This window comes from Collinsella aerofaciens (assembly GCF_039062315.1).
GTDB classification, from domain to species: domain Bacteria; phylum Actinomycetota; class Coriobacteriia; order Coriobacteriales; family Coriobacteriaceae; genus Collinsella; species Collinsella aerofaciens_BG.
On the sequence record NZ_JBCJBG010000001.1, the window covers coordinates 116,473 to 132,725 of the forward strand.

At 59.8% G+C, this 16,253-nt stretch carries 13 protein-coding genes; all 13 read right to left on the reverse strand.

Translation table 11 applies throughout. From position 1 onward, the window contains the following. Window positions 1-55: 55 nt before the first annotated feature. A complete protein-coding gene (gene murG / locus ABCP74_RS00535) occupies window positions 56-1,171 on the reverse strand; it encodes an undecaprenyldiphospho-muramoylpentapeptide beta-N-acetylglucosaminyltransferase (RefSeq protein ID WP_343000991.1) in 1,116 nt (371 codons plus the stop codon). After that, on the reverse strand, window positions 1,161-2,675 hold the full coding sequence (gene ftsW, locus ABCP74_RS00540) for a putative lipid II flippase FtsW (protein WP_343000992.1): 1,515 nt from the start codon (window positions 2,673-2,675) through the stop codon (window positions 1,161-1,163). Before ftsW ends, murG begins: the two co-directional genes overlap by 11 nt. A 9-nt stretch (window positions 2,676-2,684) precedes the next feature. Then, entirely contained in the window at window positions 2,685-4,091 is a 1,407-nt protein-coding gene (murD, locus tag ABCP74_RS00545) for a UDP-N-acetylmuramoyl-L-alanine--D-glutamate ligase (protein ID WP_343000993.1), read from the reverse strand. A 9-nt stretch (window positions 4,092-4,100) separates the two neighbouring features. After that, window positions 4,101-5,120, reverse strand: a complete 1,020-nt coding sequence (gene mraY, locus ABCP74_RS00550) for a phospho-N-acetylmuramoyl-pentapeptide-transferase (RefSeq protein WP_118080337.1) — start codon at window positions 5,118-5,120, stop codon at window positions 4,101-4,103. 3 nt (window positions 5,121-5,123) lie between these two features. Further along, on the reverse strand, window positions 5,124-6,548 hold the full coding sequence (locus ABCP74_RS00555; RefSeq protein WP_343000994.1) for a UDP-N-acetylmuramoyl-tripeptide--D-alanyl-D-alanine ligase: 1,425 nt from the start codon (window positions 6,546-6,548) through the stop codon (window positions 5,124-5,126). 123 nt (window positions 6,549-6,671) lie between these two features. Continuing rightward, window positions 6,672-8,294, reverse strand: coding sequence for a peptidoglycan D,D-transpeptidase FtsI family protein (locus ABCP74_RS00560; protein WP_343000995.1), 1,623 nt, complete (start codon window positions 8,292-8,294; stop codon window positions 6,672-6,674). Window positions 8,295-8,554: 260 nt separating this feature from the next. Then, entirely contained in the window at window positions 8,555-9,025 is a 471-nt protein-coding gene (locus ABCP74_RS00565) for a hypothetical protein (protein ID WP_343000996.1), read from the reverse strand. 90 nt (window positions 9,026-9,115) lie between these two features. After that, window positions 9,116-10,081 carry a 16S rRNA (cytosine(1402)-N(4))-methyltransferase RsmH gene (gene rsmH / locus ABCP74_RS00570; protein ID WP_343000997.1) on the reverse strand — a complete coding sequence of 322 codons (966 nt, stop codon included), beginning with the start codon at window positions 10,079-10,081 and terminating at the stop codon, window positions 9,116-9,118. Window positions 10,082-10,101: 20 nt separating this feature from the next. Continuing rightward, window positions 10,102-10,536, reverse strand: a complete 435-nt coding sequence (locus tag ABCP74_RS00575; RefSeq protein ID WP_035137949.1) for a division/cell wall cluster transcriptional repressor MraZ — start codon at window positions 10,534-10,536, stop codon at window positions 10,102-10,104. 463 nt (window positions 10,537-10,999) lie between these two features. Beyond that, window positions 11,000-11,941, reverse strand: coding sequence for a site-specific tyrosine recombinase XerD (xerD, locus tag ABCP74_RS00580; protein ID WP_343000998.1), 942 nt, complete (start codon window positions 11,939-11,941; stop codon window positions 11,000-11,002). A gap of 2 nt (window positions 11,942-11,943) precedes the next feature. Then, window positions 11,944-13,605 (reverse strand): CTP synthase, encoded by a 1,662-nt coding sequence (locus ABCP74_RS00585; protein ID WP_343000999.1) that lies wholly within the window; start codon window positions 13,603-13,605, stop codon window positions 11,944-11,946. A 176-nt stretch (window positions 13,606-13,781) separates the two neighbouring features. Beyond that, complete coding sequence (locus tag ABCP74_RS00590) at window positions 13,782-14,117, reverse strand: helix-turn-helix domain-containing protein (protein ID WP_118080324.1); 336 nt, start codon at window positions 14,115-14,117, stop codon at window positions 13,782-13,784. A gap of 256 nt (window positions 14,118-14,373) precedes the next feature. Further along, a complete protein-coding gene (locus ABCP74_RS00595; protein ID WP_022094206.1) occupies window positions 14,374-15,855 on the reverse strand; it encodes a DUF1846 domain-containing protein in 1,482 nt (493 codons plus the stop codon). Window positions 15,856-16,253: the final 398 nt, after the last annotated feature.

The following is a 16,253-nucleotide window of genomic DNA, read 5'->3' on the forward strand; positions in this document are numbered from 1 at the left end:
TACTGTACCGCACCTACCGCATCCGCGCGAGGGCGACCCGCGATATCCCGTCTAACTAACGCAATCCTTCTACCGCGTCTGCCAAAAGGACGGCAGCGCGGTCCTGGGCCAAACCGCGAGCCGCCTGACGCATGGCATCGCGCGCCTGCGCATCATCGATAAGATGCAGCAGCTCATCGGCAAACGCCTGGGTATCGATATCGGCATCGGCGCAGAGCACGCCAGCACCGGCATCGACCAGATAGCGGGCATTGGTGGTCTGATGATCGGCCGTCGCATGCGGATACGGCACCAGTACCGAAGGTGTGGCAAGGGCCGCGATTTCGGCAACGCTCGAAGCGCCCGAGCGCGAGAGGACCAAATCGGCCGCGGCCAGCATATCGCCCATATTGTCGATGTAGGGCTGGACGCGATACCGCTTCGCCTCCTCGGGCATCAGGGCAAGAGCACGCTCGGTGTCCTCGAAGCCATCGGCGCCCGTCGAATGCAAAACATAGAGATTATCGCGCGAGAGCAACTCGTTTTTAAGCGAAGCCACGCGCTCATTAAGATGTTGAGCACCAAGTGAGCCGCCAAAAACCAGCAGGAGTGTGGCGTCCTCAGGCACGTCGAGAGCCCTGCGACCGCGAACCCGATCCCCCTCGATCACAGAACGGCGCACGGGGTTGCCGGTCATGAGCACATGGTCAGGATCGCCCTCGCGCTCAAACGCGGAACGTGCTGCCGGCACCGAGATGCAAACGCGGGCGGCATGCGAACTCATCATCTTGTTAGCAAGGCCCGGAACGGAGTTCTGTTCATGCAGCAGATACGGAATGCCCACGTCTTTGCACCAGCCCAGAAGCGGGACCTCGACATAGGCGCCAAAACCTATAGCGACATCGGGCTTGCAGGCTTTAGAAAAATGGCTGCCGAGCGCGCGCTTCGCCTTATAGACACGCCACAGCGAGCTCAATGCCGTCCAAGGGCGAGAGCGGTCGAAGCCCGTAACCGTAATCGGCACAAAATCGAACCCTGCCTCGGGAACCAGACGACCCTCGAGCTTATGCGACTGACCCACAAACACAACGTGGTGGCCACGGTCACGTAGCTCCTCGGCCAAGGCGAGTGCGGGGTTGATATGTCCCGCCGTGCCGCCGGCTGCGATAGCAACGGTCATCTTATCGGTCATGGTAGTCCCTTCGTACGCGCGGCCCCTGGCCGTCGGTGCGCAAGCGCGCCGACGGGTCCGAATTCAAGTCGATCCGATTATATCCGCCACCCGTATTGCGCGGCGTCGGTCGTTGCGGGCGACTCTGCGGCACCGAGCGCGGACGGGCATCCGACTCCGAAGCAAAACCGTTCAAGACGGTAAAACCGCCACGCGACGAGCGCTCCCCACGCGTATGGGGAACACCGGCAGTGCTCTCGTCCATAACGGCAAAGCAATCGCGACGACGATCGTATTCATCGCGTCGAGCGCTCTCGTGCGAGACGCGTAAAATAAGCCCAGCGAGCATGAGCGACACGATAATCGACGAGCCGCCATAGCTGATAAACGGCAGCGGCTTACCCGTCATAGGAAACACGTTGAGAATACCCAGCGCGTTGATCAAAAACTGCACCGCGAGGATAACCGCAGAGCCCGAAGCCATGAGCGCCCCGCGACGATCGGCGGCCTGCTCGGCAATTCGAAACGCCGAGTAGATCAGCATCGCAAACACCAAGAAAAACAGCAGCGTCCCCAAAAAGCCAACCTCCTCGCCAATGATGGCCAGGATGTAGTCGTTGTGTGCCTCGGGCAAATACGAGTACTTCATGGTTGAGTTACCGATACCGCGGCCGAACAGTCCGCCCGAAGCAAACGCCATAATGGCGAGCGTTGCCTGATACCCGTCTCCATATTCATCTGCCCAAGGGTTCAAGAGAACCTGAATGCGCACCATACGGTACGGCTCGACGACAAGAGCGATCACGATAATGACGGCGCCAGCAAGAATCGCACCGATAATGAATTTTGGGTCAAGACCGGCAAAGAGCGCCATGCACATGATCGTCAACAGAATAATCAGGATGGTGCCGAAGTCGGGCTGAATAAAAATCAAGACGAGCGATATGCCCAAATATAAGCCCATGCCCTTAAGGAACTCATTGATGTTACCGCCGGGCGAAAACACGCGATCGAGCATGATAGCAGAATAGGCAATGGCAAACGGCTTGAGAAACTCCGATGGCTGAAACTGAATGCCGGCAATGCTCAGCCAACGCGTAGCGCCACGGCTGCCGCTACCAAAGAGGAACACCGCAAGCAGCAAGATCATCATAGCGATAAGGGCAAGTTTAAGCGCCCCTTCGCCAAACCAGCTATCGGGTGCAACGCGCGCGATGAACTCGAGGGCAGCAACACCGACGACAGTGAACATAAACTGCCGGAACAAAAAGTAGGTCGCGGAGTCGTTCTCGTGAAGCGCCTCGACTGAAGATGCCGAGTACACCATAAGCAGGCCAAAACAGACCAGCGAGAACAGGCAGGTCAAAAAGACCAGGCGGGGTCGCATGATACGTGCGGGGACGCCGGCGATATAACGTTCGCCGATGCCCTGCGTGCGACGACCGGCGCGCGGCGTGCTGCGCTGCGAGGAAGCACGGTCCGAGTCGGGCCTCCTCATATTCTGTCGGGGGCTCTCCTCTCTCACCGGCAACCCCTATTCCATTTGCGTATTGGACGCAGCTGCAAGCTGAGCCACATAGTCCTTAAACACGCGACCGCGCTCCTCGTAGCCCGAGAACTCATCGAACGAAGAGCAGGCGGGCGACAGTAAGATCACATCGCCGCGGCTCGAGAGCGAACGGGCAACGTCCACGGCATCGCGCAGGTCGTCGGCCTGGGCGATATCGACATCACCGTCGACATCCGCTTCGTCCATAGCGGCGGTAAAGCGCTCGCGCGCGTCGCCAAAGCAGACCACCGAGCGAACGTTATCCATCACAACGCGGGCAAAGGAATCGAGCGGCGTGCCCTTATCGTGACCGCCGAGCAGCAAGATCACATCGTCATCGGGAAACGCCGTCAGGGCCTTTTCGACCGCATCGGTGTTCGTTGCCTTGGAATCGTTGACATAGCGCACGCCATCGATCTCGCCACAGGGCTCAACGCGGTGCTCCAGCGGCTGGAACGAGACCAGGCCGCGACACACACCGTCAACATCGGCGCCGACCGTCAGGGCCGCCGTGGCAGCACACAGGGCATTGATTACATTGTGATGGCCCGAAATCTTAAGCTCGGACGTATCGACGAGCGGGGTCTCGACGCCCTTCAGGCGAACGACCATCTTGCCATCGCGCAAAAATGCGGCGTCCTCGCCCGTAGGCTCGTCAAAAGCAACCTTGCAGATGCGACGGCCCGGAACATGGATGTACTCATCGAACTCGTGGATACCGGCATCCTCGACGTCAACAATCACCAGGTCATCGTCGACCATATTCTCGAAGAGCTTAATCTTGGCGAGCGCATAGTTCTTATGGCTCTTATGCCAGCCCAGATGGTCGGGGGTAATGTTGAGCAGCACCGCCACACGGGGGTGAAGCTCCTGGGTCGTTGCGATCTGATAGCTCGAAAGCTCCGCCACAAACCACTCGTTATGCGCACGGCCATCGATCTCGTTCACCGGAGGCTCGCCAATGTTGCCGACAGCAACGCTCGCCTCGCCCGCTGCCTTAAGCAGGTAATCGGTCAGTGACGTGGTTGTCGTCTTGCCGTTGGTGCCCGTAATGGCAATCCAATTTTGGGGAGACAGACGGTAGGCAAACTCGGGCTCACCCATAATCTGGGCAGCGTGATCACGGCCAGCCTTAAAGAATGCCGAGAACTCCGAGATGCCCGGACACGTCACGCATACATCAAACGCACCCTCGACCTGCTCGGTTCCGTAGACAAACGATGCCCCGTGCGCCTCGAGCGAGCGCGTGGCATCGTTGGGCTCGGATGTGCCGCCACCGTAAACGGTAACGGCACTCACACGCTCGGGATGTGCAAGCGCCCAGCGAGCGACATCAAGACCGGACTTACCCTGGCCCAAAACGAGCAGGCTAAAGACATCAGCAAGAGGCATGAAAGACCACTATCCCAACTGGAAGAACAACGCGAGGCCCAGGGCTCCGAAGGCCGCGGCGACAATCCAAAAACGGATGACGACCTTGGTCTCGGCCCAGCCCTTCTTTTCGAAATGATGATGAATGGGCGCCATAAGGAAGACGCGCTTGTGCGTAAAGTGGAAATAGACAACCTGGATCATGACCGACAGGGTCTCGACGATAAACAGACCGCCGATGATGAGGGAAACGACTTCGGTGTTGGTCATGATGGAGGTGCAGGCAAAAGCGGCACCCAGGGCAAGCGAGCCGGTATCGCCCATAAAGATGCTCGCCGGATAGCAGTTGAACCACAAAAAGCCCAGGCAGGCGCCGGCGCACGCCGTGCAGAAGATGGACAGGTTCACATCGCCGTGCAAAAACGCCATGGCAGCCATGGCCAGCATGGCGATCATGGAGGTGCCGCCGGCAAGACCGTCCAAGCCGTCGGTGAGGTTTACGGCGTTGGAAAGGCCCGCGATCATCAGCCAGCAAAAGACAAGGTAGAGCCACGGAAAAGAGAGGCCGCAAATGGTGGTCGAGAGCACACCAAGGTCGATCGTCAGGCCACCGGGGAAACGAATCTCGGGGGCGACGCCGCACCAGTTGACAGCAAGCACGGTAAAGGTAACGCAGATGAGGGTAAGGCCAATCATCTTGGCGTGAGGCGTCAGGCCGAGCGAGCGGCCGTGCGTGACAGAAGTCAGGTCGTCGATGAGGCCAAGAACGCCGGTTGCCAGCGTGGCGAGCAGCACAAGCACGAGCTCGGTGGTGAGCTTTCCCATCAAAAGGCAGGTCAGCGAAACGGCAACCAGGATGATGACGCCACCCATGGTGGGCGTGCCCTGCTTAATCAGGTGACGCTTGGGGCCATCGGCGCGAACCTGCTGGCCGATGCCCTCGACCTTCAGGAGCTTAATCCACCACGGCATAAGCAGCATCGCGATGACGGCGGCGATGCCCAATCCCAAAAATGCCTGGTACGTAGGATACGAAGGATTGCCGAACATGGACTAGCACACACCTTCCACAAAGCGATCGAGCTCAACGAAGCGTGAGCCCTTGACCAGCACGACATCATGCTGCTCAAGAGCGCCGCCCATACGGTCGAGCACCTGCTGATAGTCGGAGAACACCTGAATGCGGTCCTCATCCATACCCATCATGCGCGCGGCCTCGGCCATACGCTGGGCAAGCTCACCGCCGACACATGCGAGCATATCGAGCTTCTTGGCCGCCGCATAGGCGCCCACCAGCTCATGCATGCGAGGAGCCTCGTCGCCCATCTCGCCCATCTCGCCCAGAACCGCCATGCGCGAACCCGTGCACGAAAGCGAACACAGCAGGTCGAGGCCGGCTGCCATCGATTCGGCACTGGCGTTATATGAGTCGTCGATGACGCGAGCGCCGCTCTTGGCGCGCTTGATTTCCTGGCGATGCCCGGTAATCGTAAGACCCCTAAAGGCGGCATCGATCTGCTCGGGCGTCACGCCAAGACGATAGGCAACCGCCGCGGCCTTGACGGCATTGGGAACGGACTGCGCGCCGGGAATGGCAAGCAGTGTGTCGATAGTCTCGCCCAAGCCAAAATCGAGCGTAAAGACCGGGCGTCCCTCGTCATCAATGCGAATGTCGCACGCACGGACCTCATCGTCGTCCGAGACGCCCGCAAGCATCACGTCGACGCCCGCAGGCGCGGCAAAGGCGTCGCGGATGAACGGAGTAAAGTCGTCCTCACCACCCAAAACCAGCAACGGGAGAAGGTCTCCGGCGGCGCACATGCCGCCAACAATCTCGGATTTGGCACGAGCGATATTCTCGCGACTGCCCAGAATACCGATATGGGAGGTGCCGATCTTGGTCACAATGGCAAGGTTGGGATTGGCGGACTGAGACATGCGCTCAATCTCGTGAAAATGGTTCATGCCCATCTCGAGCACCAGAACCTCGGTGTCGGCAGGGGCCGCCAGCACCGTGAGCGGCATACCGATCAGGTTGTTGTAGTTACCCTTGGTTGCCCAAACGCGATAGCGCTTGGCGAGCACCGCGGCGAGCACGTCCTTGGTCGTCGTCTTGCCGATAGAGCCGGTAATGCCAATTACCAGGCAGCCAAGCTCCAAACGATAAGCGTGAGCCAGGCGCAGCAAAAACTCCTCGGGGTCATCGGTATGCAGGATGGCGCAGCCCTTCTCATGGGCCAGCGAAAGCAGCTCGGCATCGGGCTCGCGCGTCATCACTACGGCGCCGGCACCCGACTCGATGGCACGGGAAGCAAAGTCGTTGCCGTCGACCTTTTCACCCGGGAAGGCGACGAATATCGTGCCCTCCTCAACCTGGCGCGAGTCGATAACGCAACCGCGGCATACCCGATCGGCTTCTCCCGTCACGGTTCGGGCCCCTGTTGCGGCCGCGAGATTGTTGACGGCGATCTCTATCATTGCAGCTCCCCTGTAAACCTAATAATGCTATCGGCGTATTGTATCCCAGCGCCGCCTACGCGTGGTGCAGGGCGTGTGAACAACCCGGATTAACCGACTGGCCATTTCATAGATAGTAACCCCCTACTTGGTGCGCGGGACACCCAACACGTCAAGCGCACTGGCCATAATGGACTGGAACGGCACTGCGGCGGCATCGGAGCCTGACGGGGTTCCGTCAAGGGTGATATAGCACAGGACCTTGGGCGACTGCGCCGGGGCAAACCCCATAAAAGACGACATGTAGTTCTCTTTGAGGTAGCCGCCGTTCTCATCGGCGCGCTCGGCCGTACCGGTCTTGCCCGCCACGTCGTAGCCGTCCACCGCGCCGCCAACGCCCGTTCCCTCGGCAACGACCGTCTGCATACACGATGTCACCTGCGAGGCGGCCTCCTCGGAAATCGCGCGATCCCCCTCGCCCCAATCCTTTTCATCGCCCTTGCTCGACTTATAGAAGTGCGGAGTCATCATCACGCCGCCGTTCGCGATGCCGCCCACGGCACGTGCGACCTCAATCGGCGAGACGGACAGCGCCTGGCCAAAGCTCATAGCACCCAAGGTGGCACCATCGTACTGGTCGCGCTCCTTGACGATGCCCAGACTCTCACCCGGAAAATCGACACCGGAGCTATGACCGATACCCCACTTGTCCACATAGGTGGCAAAATCATCGGCACCGATCTTGCGCCCCACCAGGACAAAACCGACATTGGACGAACGGCGCATCATCTCGCGTACGTCCATTGTCATGGTGTAGTCACGCTTGTCGGCATCGGTAACGGTATCGTCGCCCACCTTGATACTCGCGGGAACCTCAAACGATGTGCTCGGGCGCACAACGCCCAAATCAAATCCGGCGCCCGCAACCAGCGTCTTAAAGACCGAGCCGGGCTCGTAGGCATCCGTCACCAGACGAAGGTTCATGTCCTCGGTCTTGGCGTTTTCCAAATTGGTCTGGTCGTAGGTCGGATACGAGCAGGCGGCCAGGATCTCTCCAGTCGTCGGGTCGGTCACCAGGGCCGACCCGTTTTTGGCCTTCGTCTTCTCGACCGCCTCGGCCAAGGCATCTTCCGCGGCGCGCTGAATGTTGACGTCGATCGTCGTCACGATATCCACGCCATCGATCGCGGCAACCTTTTTATAGGCACCGCCCGCGATGTAGCCGCCATCTCTTGCGCGCTCGCGCACAAGAGAGCCATTCGTTCCGGTCAGAAGCTCATCGTATTGTTTTTCGAGTCCCGTCAGGCCAGCGTTGTCCACGTTCACGACGCCCAGCAGCTGAGAAGCCAGGTTTCCATACGGGTAAACCCGCTTCATCGCCTGCTCAAAGAGCACGCCGGGTAGATTCTTCTTTTCCAGGGCGGCAGCGTCATCCTCGTCGACCTGGCGCTTGATATACACCCAGGAACCATCAGACAGCACCAGCTTGCGGCAGGTCTTTTTATCAATACCGGTAGCCTTGACCAGCGCCGAGACCGTCTTGTCGACGTCCTCGACAAGCTGAGGGTTCACGGCGACATTGCGGCATTCGACCGACGATGTCAGCACGTTGCCGTTGCGGTCGTAGATAGTGCCACGTTTGGCATAGAGCGTCTGTGAAAGCAGACGACGCGCGTCCGCACGCTCGCGCAGCTTGTCAGCATTCACGATCTGGTATTCGGCAAGACGGAAGACGCCCGCGGCAAGGCCAACCCCGATACAGCCCATAACGACATCGCGGCGAGGCAGCGGCGCTCCCGTAACCCATTCAGACGACGACCCCTTGCGCGCGCCCGTATTGCGTACCCGAGGTCCGCCCGAGCCACGGAGACGCGACGCAGGGTCGTTGCCATAGGACGGCCTCGCGTTGTAAGATGGCCGACCCGTTCCTTGATAACCAGAACGTCCCCGCGATGAGGGACGTCCAGAACCGCGACCCCCGTCGGAGCCGCGGCGATAGTCATTTGTCATACTCAGCTACCGTCTTTTTACTGAGCGGTCGCGGTCGAGCTAGCGCCCGCGGCTGCATCCTGCGAAAAATCAAGTGTAACGCTCTCGCTGGGCTCCACCATGCCATAAGCGCCCGCAAGGTCGCGAATGCGCGTGTCGGCACCATAGACCGAATGCATGACCTCCAGGTCGGAGCTCTCGTCGGTCGCCTTCTCGAGCGTGTTGGTAAGCGCGGCGTTGCTGTTGAGCACCTGGGCCGTAACGCCGGCGAGCGCCACGCGGGCGACACCGATCGTCATGAAGATGGCCGCAATGATGCAAAACGTTTTAAGAACGCTCATGAAAACCGGGCTTACCGCCTGGTTTGCCTGACGGCCCGCGCCCGTGTAGACATCAAAGCGCGGTGTGCGCTGCTCGCGGGGAGCAGCGGGGGCCTGCGGTGCCTCACGATAGGCGGGCATGGCGTTCATATCATAGGCGAGTGCTGCGTTTGAGTTGTTGTAGCCCATGATATGCCGCCTCCCATCCCGAGTACGTTGGTAGTGTGTTTAAGCTTCGTTTGTGGTACGAGCGGGAGGTCCAATATCGCGCGGTCGCGTCTACAGACGCTGCGCCACGCGGATCTTGGCTGATCTCGCCCGAGGGTTGCGCGCAACCTCATCGGGTTGGGCAACCAGGGGTTTGCGGGTGATGACCTTGAGTATCGGCACGTTGCCGCACACGCACACCGGAATCTCCGGCGGACACGTGCACCCCTGGCTCATCTCCTTAAAGTGGTTCTTTACGATACGGTCCTCGAGCGAGTGATACGAGATGACGCAGATGCGTCCGCCCGGGTTGAGCCACCTTGTGGCGGCGTCAAGCCCTCGCTCGAGCACATCGAGTTCGTGATTGACCTCAATGCGAATGGCCTGGAAGCTCTTCTTGGCTGGGTGTCCGCCATGCCGACGAGCGGCAGCGGGGATACCAGCCTTGATGATCTCGACAAACTGACCGGTGGTTTCGATCGGCTCATGCTCGCGGCGGCGCACGATCTCACGCGCGATCTGCGAGGCGAACTTCTCTTCGCCGTAGACGCGTAGAATCCGGGCGAGGTCGTGTTCGTTATAGGTGTTGATGACCTCAGCTGCGTTTAAGGTGTTGTTACCCGGATCCATCCGCATGTCCAATGGGGCGTCCTCGTTGTACGAAAAGCCCCTGCCAGGGATATCGAGTTGCGGCGACGAAACGCCCAAGTCGAACAGGAAGCCGTCGACCCCGGGCACCTCGGCCGAGCAAAGCAGCTCGTCCAAGTCGCCGAAGTTGCCCTTCAGCAGCCGGTGCGGCACGCCGGGAACCTCGCGGTCCAGACGGGCGCCAGCGGCCTCGAGGGCCATGTCGTCCTGATCGACGCCGAACAAAAGGCCGGTCTCCCCCACCTGCGCGGCCATCTTTACCGAATGGCCGGCACCGCCAAGGGTGCAGTCGCAGACGACGGAGCCGCTCTTTAGCTGCAGCGACTCAAGCACTTCGCCGAGCATGACAGGTTCATGCCGATATTCTTGTGTCAAGATCCCACGCTCCATCCGTTACTCGTGCCTTGCCCTTACGAGAAGAAGAGGTCCAGCAGGGCCTCGTCATCATCGTCCTCATCGGCCGTAGCGCGGTCCCAAACCTCAAGGTGGTCGTAGTTGCCCACAACCGTGACCTCGCGGTCGAGGTTCGCCTGCTTGCGGAGAGACTCAGAAAGACCGATACGACCCGCGCTGTCCACATCCATCGACGTGGTGCGCTTGTTGATCGCCCTCATGAGCTTCTGGTCGTTGATGTCACGCGGGTTAAAACCCTCGTGGCCCTCACGACCCGCGAAGAGTCCTTCGACCCACTTATCGAAGGCCTCGGCAGAGAACACGTACAGAGCATCGACATCCAGGGCTTTGAACACGCGAACGTGCTCTCCAAGCTCCTCGCGAAGGGGTGCAGGCAGGGATAGACGACCTTTTGCATCGAGATTGCGCTCGTATGCACCCGTCATTCCCATGTGCGCCCTCCCCTCGGTTACTCAGATGGCACGTACGCGGGGAACCACCCCGCCTGTCGACGTCATCAATAATATGGGGAACCGCCCCATTTTTCAACACCTTTCCCCACTCCTTCCCCCACCCCACCCCACCACTCCACCCCCAATATGTTGTAAAACACCCCCGAGCATATGTTCGAAAACACAATATGTTGTGTTTGCAGCAAAGGCGGGATGCCACCTGTAGAACCACGCCCGCGAACCTCAACCTTCAAGTTGACCTTGAGGCGATTTTTTACGTCCCTTTACACACCGTTCACATCGCCCCCAAACTCCCCCACCCACGGCACACACGGCCCACCACCGCGTCGGTGTCTAGCGAAAAATGGGACGGGCCCCAGATTGCCCATGTGCGCAAAAGTGCGTCTCGGCAATCTGGGGCCCGTCCCCTTTAATATTTATAAATATGCAGGTCAGCGAGGTGCTAGCGATGTGCCAGCGGATGCGCCGCCAGATAGACCTCGGTCAGTTGCGTGCGGTCGACATGCGTGTAGACCTGCGTGGTCGAAATATCGGCATGGCCCAAAATCTCCTGCAGCACACGCAGGTCGGCACCGCCCGCGAGCATGTGGGTGGCAAAGGAGTGGCGCAGGGTGTGGGGATGGAGCCCAACCAGCCCCACCTGGCGCCCATACCGCTCGCATATCGCATGCACGGCCTGGCGCGACAGGCGACGTCCGTTCTTATTTAAAAAGACCGCCGAGGTCTCCGTCCCGTGAGCATGCGCGGCCAGGAGAGTGCGCCCGTCACCTATATAGTGTGTCAAGGCGCGAGCCGCGCTTCCCACCAACGGGGCCAGACGCTCCTTGGAGCCCTTACCGCGCACCAGGACAAACCCGTCATCAATATGGATATCGCCCACATCGAGCCCAACCAGCTCACTCACACGCAAACCGCATCCGTAGAGCACTTCCAAGATGGCATGATCGCGCAGCCCCATCTCGCCCTCGGGAAAGTCTTGATCGAGCAGTGCCGAGACATCCTCCACCGAAAGGTATTCCGGCAGGCGATCTGCCTTTTTGGGCAGGCGCAACGCCGCCGTCGGGTTTTGGGCCACGGCCCCATCGCGCACCAAAAAGGCATGCAGGCCCTTCACGGCAGCAAGCGCGCGCTCCACCGAGGCGTCGGAATAGCCTCCGTCGCGGCGATCGGCAACAAAGTCCTCCACGACCTGACGGGTCACCTCTTCAAAAGACACAATGCCCGCCCGCTCCAGATAGGCGCAGTACGTCGTCAGGTCACGACGATAGGCCGCAATCGTGTTGCGCGCCAAGCCCCGCTCGACCGCGAGGTAATCGAGATACTCCCCCGCCACCACAGCGAGCGACGAGGGAGTAGCTTCGGTATGTTCTTGGTTCTCCGGCACCCTTAGTCCGTAGCGAGGTTCTTGGGCGTCACCTGCAGACGGTCGACACCCTCGTGCTGGCCGATCGAGGCGCGCACGAACTCGCGGAACAGCGGCTGCGGGTTGGTCGGACGGCTCTTGAACTCGGGATGAGCCTGGGTGGCCACATACCACGGATGTACGTCGCGCGGCAGCTCGACCATCTCGACCAGGCGCTCGTCGGGCGAAAGACCCGAGATTACCAGACCGGCGTCCTCGAGCTGGTCGCGGAAGGCGTTGTTGAACTCAAAGCGGTGACGGTGACGCTCGTAGACGAGCTCCTCGCCATATGCCTCGCGCGCGAGGGTATCGGCGGCGAGCTTGCACGGATAGGCGCCCAGGCGCATGGTGCCGCCCTTCTCGGTCACGTCCTCCTGCGAGCTCATCAGGTCGATGACACTATACGGGCCGTCCGGATCGAACTCGGAAGAGCTGGCGCCGGCAAGGCCGACCACGTTGCGGGCGAACTCGCACACGGCAACCTGCATACCCAGGCAAATGCCCAGATACGGAATCTTGTGCTCGCGGGCGAACTCGGCCGCGAGAATCTTGCCCTCCAGGGCGCGCTTGCCAAAGCCGCCAGGGACCAAGATGCCCGAGGCGTCACCCAGGACCTCGGAGACGTTCTGCTCATCGAGACTCTCGCCGTCGACCAGTTGGACGTCCACATGGCGATCGTAGAAGACGCCCGCATGGTGCAGGGCCTCGATAACCGACAGGTACGCATCGGGCAGCTGCGTGTACTTGCCCACGACGGCGATCTTCACCTTGTCGGCGTGATGGTTGGCGTGATTCTGCTTGCGCAAGAACTCGTTCCACTCGCTCATGTCGCGCTCACGCGGGTCCAGACCCAGGCGCTCGCAAATGCGCAGGTCAAAGTCCTGCTCGGCGAGCAGCTGCGGAACATCGTAGATGCTCGCGCAGTCCTCGTTGGTAAAGACACAGTCGGTGTCGACGTCGCAGAAGCTTGCGATCTTGCCGCGGATGGCATCGTCGATATGGTGGTCGGAGCGCAGAACGATAATATCGGGCTGGATACCAAAGCTGCGAAGCTCCTTGACGGAGTGCTGTGTCGGCTTGGTCTTGACTTCGTGGGCGGCGGCGATATAGGGAACGAGCGACACGTGGATGTAGCAGACGTTCTCGGGGCCGGCCTCCTTGCGATACTGGCGAATGGCCTCGACAAACGGCTGCGACTCGATGTCGCCGATCGTGCCACCCAGCTCGGTAATGACAACGTCAGAGCCAGTCTGCTCCTCAATGCGGCGGAACTTATCTTTAATGGCATTGGTGACGTGCGGAATCACCTGGACAGTGCCGCCCAAAAAGTCACCGCGGCGCTCGCGGGCAATCAGGCTCTTGTAAATGGCGCCCGTCGTAAAGTTAGAATCGCGGGTCAGGTTCTCGTCAATAAAGCGCTCGTAGTGGCCCAGGTCCAGATCGGACTCGTAGCCGTCCTCGGTCACAAAGACCTCACCGTGCTGGAACGGGCTCATGGTACCGGGGTCGACGTTCAGATACGGGTCGGCCTTCTGCATCGTTACCTTGTAGCCGCGTGACTTGAGCAGACGGCCCAATGAGGCCGCGGTAATACCCTTGCCTAGGGACGAAACCACGCCACCGGTTACGAACACATGCTTGGTCATATTGAGTTACCTGCGCTTCCCGTAGAAGTTGTCATACACATCTTACGGGTCTTCATTGTAATACTCGAGAAAGAAGCAGTTCGCCATTTTTCACCAAAGTGCTTGCATTTCTCCATCTCGAAACAAAACGCCGCCCGGGACCCGAGCGGCGTAACAACATCTTAGGCGGCAGATCGTTACCGATCGGCAAGCTCGTCCCTGAGCATATCCCGAACGAGCATACCCGCGCGGATGCCTTTCAGATACCACCCGCCACGCTCGGTAAGGCAAATACCATTTGCAAGCTGGCCGCCATCCTCGCTATAACGCGAAACGACCTCGATCAAACCGTCAGAATCCAAGCGCTCAATTGCGGCGCGGGCTCGATACGGAGACACCCCAACGTGCTCCGCAAGCGTTTTGCGCGAGAAGCCATATGTCCCGCCACTTTCGGATTGCTGGGCAATCTCCATCAACACCAGCACTTCGACACGCTTCATATCGTTGACACTCGCACGACCCTTGCCCGCCATGGCAGCCTCCTCTAACCGAGCACGAGCATCCAGCGCGCCGTGCACGACCGACACACCTCACGATGGCAGGTAATATCCATCATGCGGCATCCCGCTAAGGATGAAACAGTTACGATTATTGTATACCGCCCAAATTGTTTTTAGGCAGGTAAACGGCTATTTTTCGCCGAAATAGACGCTTTATTGATCAAAAAGCCGTACCGGGCGCTAACCCGATACGGCCAAAATGCGATGCAATTACCGCGGTACTTCAAACTTAGCGATGGAAGAAACCACGACGCTCAAACTTGGGCTCGCAGCACACGTTGATGCCCAGTTTACGCAACACCGTCTCGTCCGTCGGCGAGATAATCACGCTAAAGAAGGCATCGCAACCGCGCAGCTGCTCCAGGCCCGAAAGGACACGAGCGGCCGTCTCGCTCGTAGCCGAGGTGATCGACAGCGCCATAAGCGTCTCGTCGGTGTGAAGGCGCGGGTTTTTGCTGCCCAGGAAGTGCGTCTTGAGCTTGCTGATGGGCTCGATCGCCTCGTCGCTGATGACTTCAAGCTCAAGGTCGACGCCCGAAACATGCTTGAGAGCGTTCATAATGAGCGAACTTGCGGCGCCCAGGCGCGTGGAGGTCTTACCGGTCACCACGGAACCGTCCGGCATGACCATGGCGCCCACGGGACCACCCGTCAGTTGCTCCCTGGTTAAGGCCGCCGAGCGCGCCGGTGAGTAGTTCTTATCGATGCCGGCCTTCTTCATAATAATCTTGAGACGGTCGACTTGCTCATCGCCCACGCCGGTACGGCGCACATTTTCGACCGCGGTAAAGTAGCGGCGGACGATCTCCATCTTGGAAGCGTCGCGGCAGGCATCGTCATCGGTGATGGCAAAGCCGACCATATTGACGCCCATGTCCGTGGGACTCTGGTAGGGGCTCTTGCCTAGGATCTTTTCCATCAGGGCACGGACCACCGGGAAGGCCTCGACGTCGCGGTTGTAGTTGACCGTGGTCTTGTTGTAGGCCTCAAGGTGAAAGGAATCGATGATGTTGGCATCGTCGAGGTCCGCCGTGGCGGCCTCGTAGGCAATATTGACCGGATGCGTCAGGGGAAGATTCCAGACCGGGAAGGTCTCAAACTTGGCATAACCGGCGGCGGTGCCGTGCTTATGCTCGTGATACAGCTGTGAGAGGCAGGTGGCGAGCTTGCCCGAGCCAGGGCCGGGCGCCGTCACGACAACGAGCGGACGCGTGGTCTCGACGAACTCGTTCTTGCCGTAGCCTTCGTCAGAAACGATCAGATCGACGTCGTGCGGATAGCCCTCAATGGGATAGTGCAGCTTGGCGGGAATGCCGAGTGCATTCAGACGATTGCGGAAGACGTCGGCAGCGGGCTGACCGGCATACTGCGTGATAACCACGGCCGCGACAGCAAAACCGTTGCCGCGGAACAGGTCGACCAGGCGCAAGACGTCCTCGTCATAGGTAATGCCCAGGTCGCCACGGGCCTTGTTCTTCTCGATATGGTTTGCATTGATTGCGATGATGACCTCGACGTCGTCGGCAATGCTCTTGAGCATGCGGAACTTGCTGTCCGGCTCAAACCCCGGCAGCACGCGACTCGCATGATAGTCGTCAAACAGCTTGCCGCCAAACTCCAAATAGAGCTTGCCACCAAACTGCGAGATACGCTCCTTAATATGAGCAGCCTGCAGCTCGATGTACTTCGCGTTGTCGAAACCCTGGCGCATGTGTGGCTCCCGTCCCGTTTCCATTTAATGTCCTAGGCGATTATAACGGAGCCCGCCCTCCCCGATACCCAGACCATCAACAGGCACCAACCAAACACGCTCACCACAACCACCGGGGACCCGGGATAGCCAATTTGGGACGGGAAACAAGTCACTCAGCACCAACAATGAAAACATCGCAGGCAGAGCTGAAGCCAGCGAACGGGCACCAGAGCGAGCAAGCTTCCCCCTGCGCCAACAAGGGGAACGTCGCAGGTGGAGCATAAGTCAGCGAAAGCCCGTCAGAGTGAGCAAGGTGACGTGAAAGAGGAGGGCATAGGCCTTGTGGCCATGCCCGACGATTGAACGTCAGATTGCCGCTCTGGCGGGTTTGCAGCGTCGACCGGTTCCGCGGTTTG

Coding starts and splice junctions, on each gene's coding strand:
- murD (WP_343000993.1), bottom strand. CDS start 4,091: ATGCCTCTTGCTGATGTCTTTAGCCTGCTCGTTTTGGGCCAGGGTAAG.
- murG (WP_343000991.1), bottom strand. CDS start 1,171: ATGACCGATAAGATGACCGTTGCTATCGCAGCCGGCGGCACGGCGGGA.
- ABCP74_RS00575 (WP_035137949.1), bottom strand. CDS start 10,536: ATGGGAATGACGGGTGCATACGAGCGCAATCTCGATGCAAAAGGTCGT.
- ABCP74_RS00585 (WP_343000999.1), bottom strand. CDS start 13,605: ATGACCAAGCATGTGTTCGTAACCGGTGGCGTGGTTTCGTCCCTAGGC.
- ABCP74_RS00595 (WP_022094206.1), bottom strand. CDS start 15,855: ATGCGCCAGGGTTTCGACAACGCGAAGTACATCGAGCTGCAGGCTGCT.
- rsmH (WP_343000997.1), bottom strand. CDS start 10,081: ATGGAGCGTGGGATCTTGACACAAGAATATCGGCATGAACCTGTCATG.
- ABCP74_RS00590 (WP_118080324.1), bottom strand. CDS start 14,117: ATGGCGGGCAAGGGTCGTGCGAGTGTCAACGATATGAAGCGTGTCGAA.
- ABCP74_RS00560 (WP_343000995.1), bottom strand. CDS start 8,294: ATGGGCTGTATCGGGGTTGGCCTTGCCGCGGGCGTCTTCCGTCTTGCC.
- ABCP74_RS00555 (WP_343000994.1), bottom strand. CDS start 6,548: ATGATAGAGATCGCCGTCAACAATCTCGCGGCCGCAACAGGGGCCCGA.
- ABCP74_RS00565 (WP_343000996.1), bottom strand. CDS start 9,025: ATGGGCTACAACAACTCAAACGCAGCACTCGCCTATGATATGAACGCC.
- mraY (WP_118080337.1), bottom strand. CDS start 5,120: ATGTTCGGCAATCCTTCGTATCCTACGTACCAGGCATTTTTGGGATTG.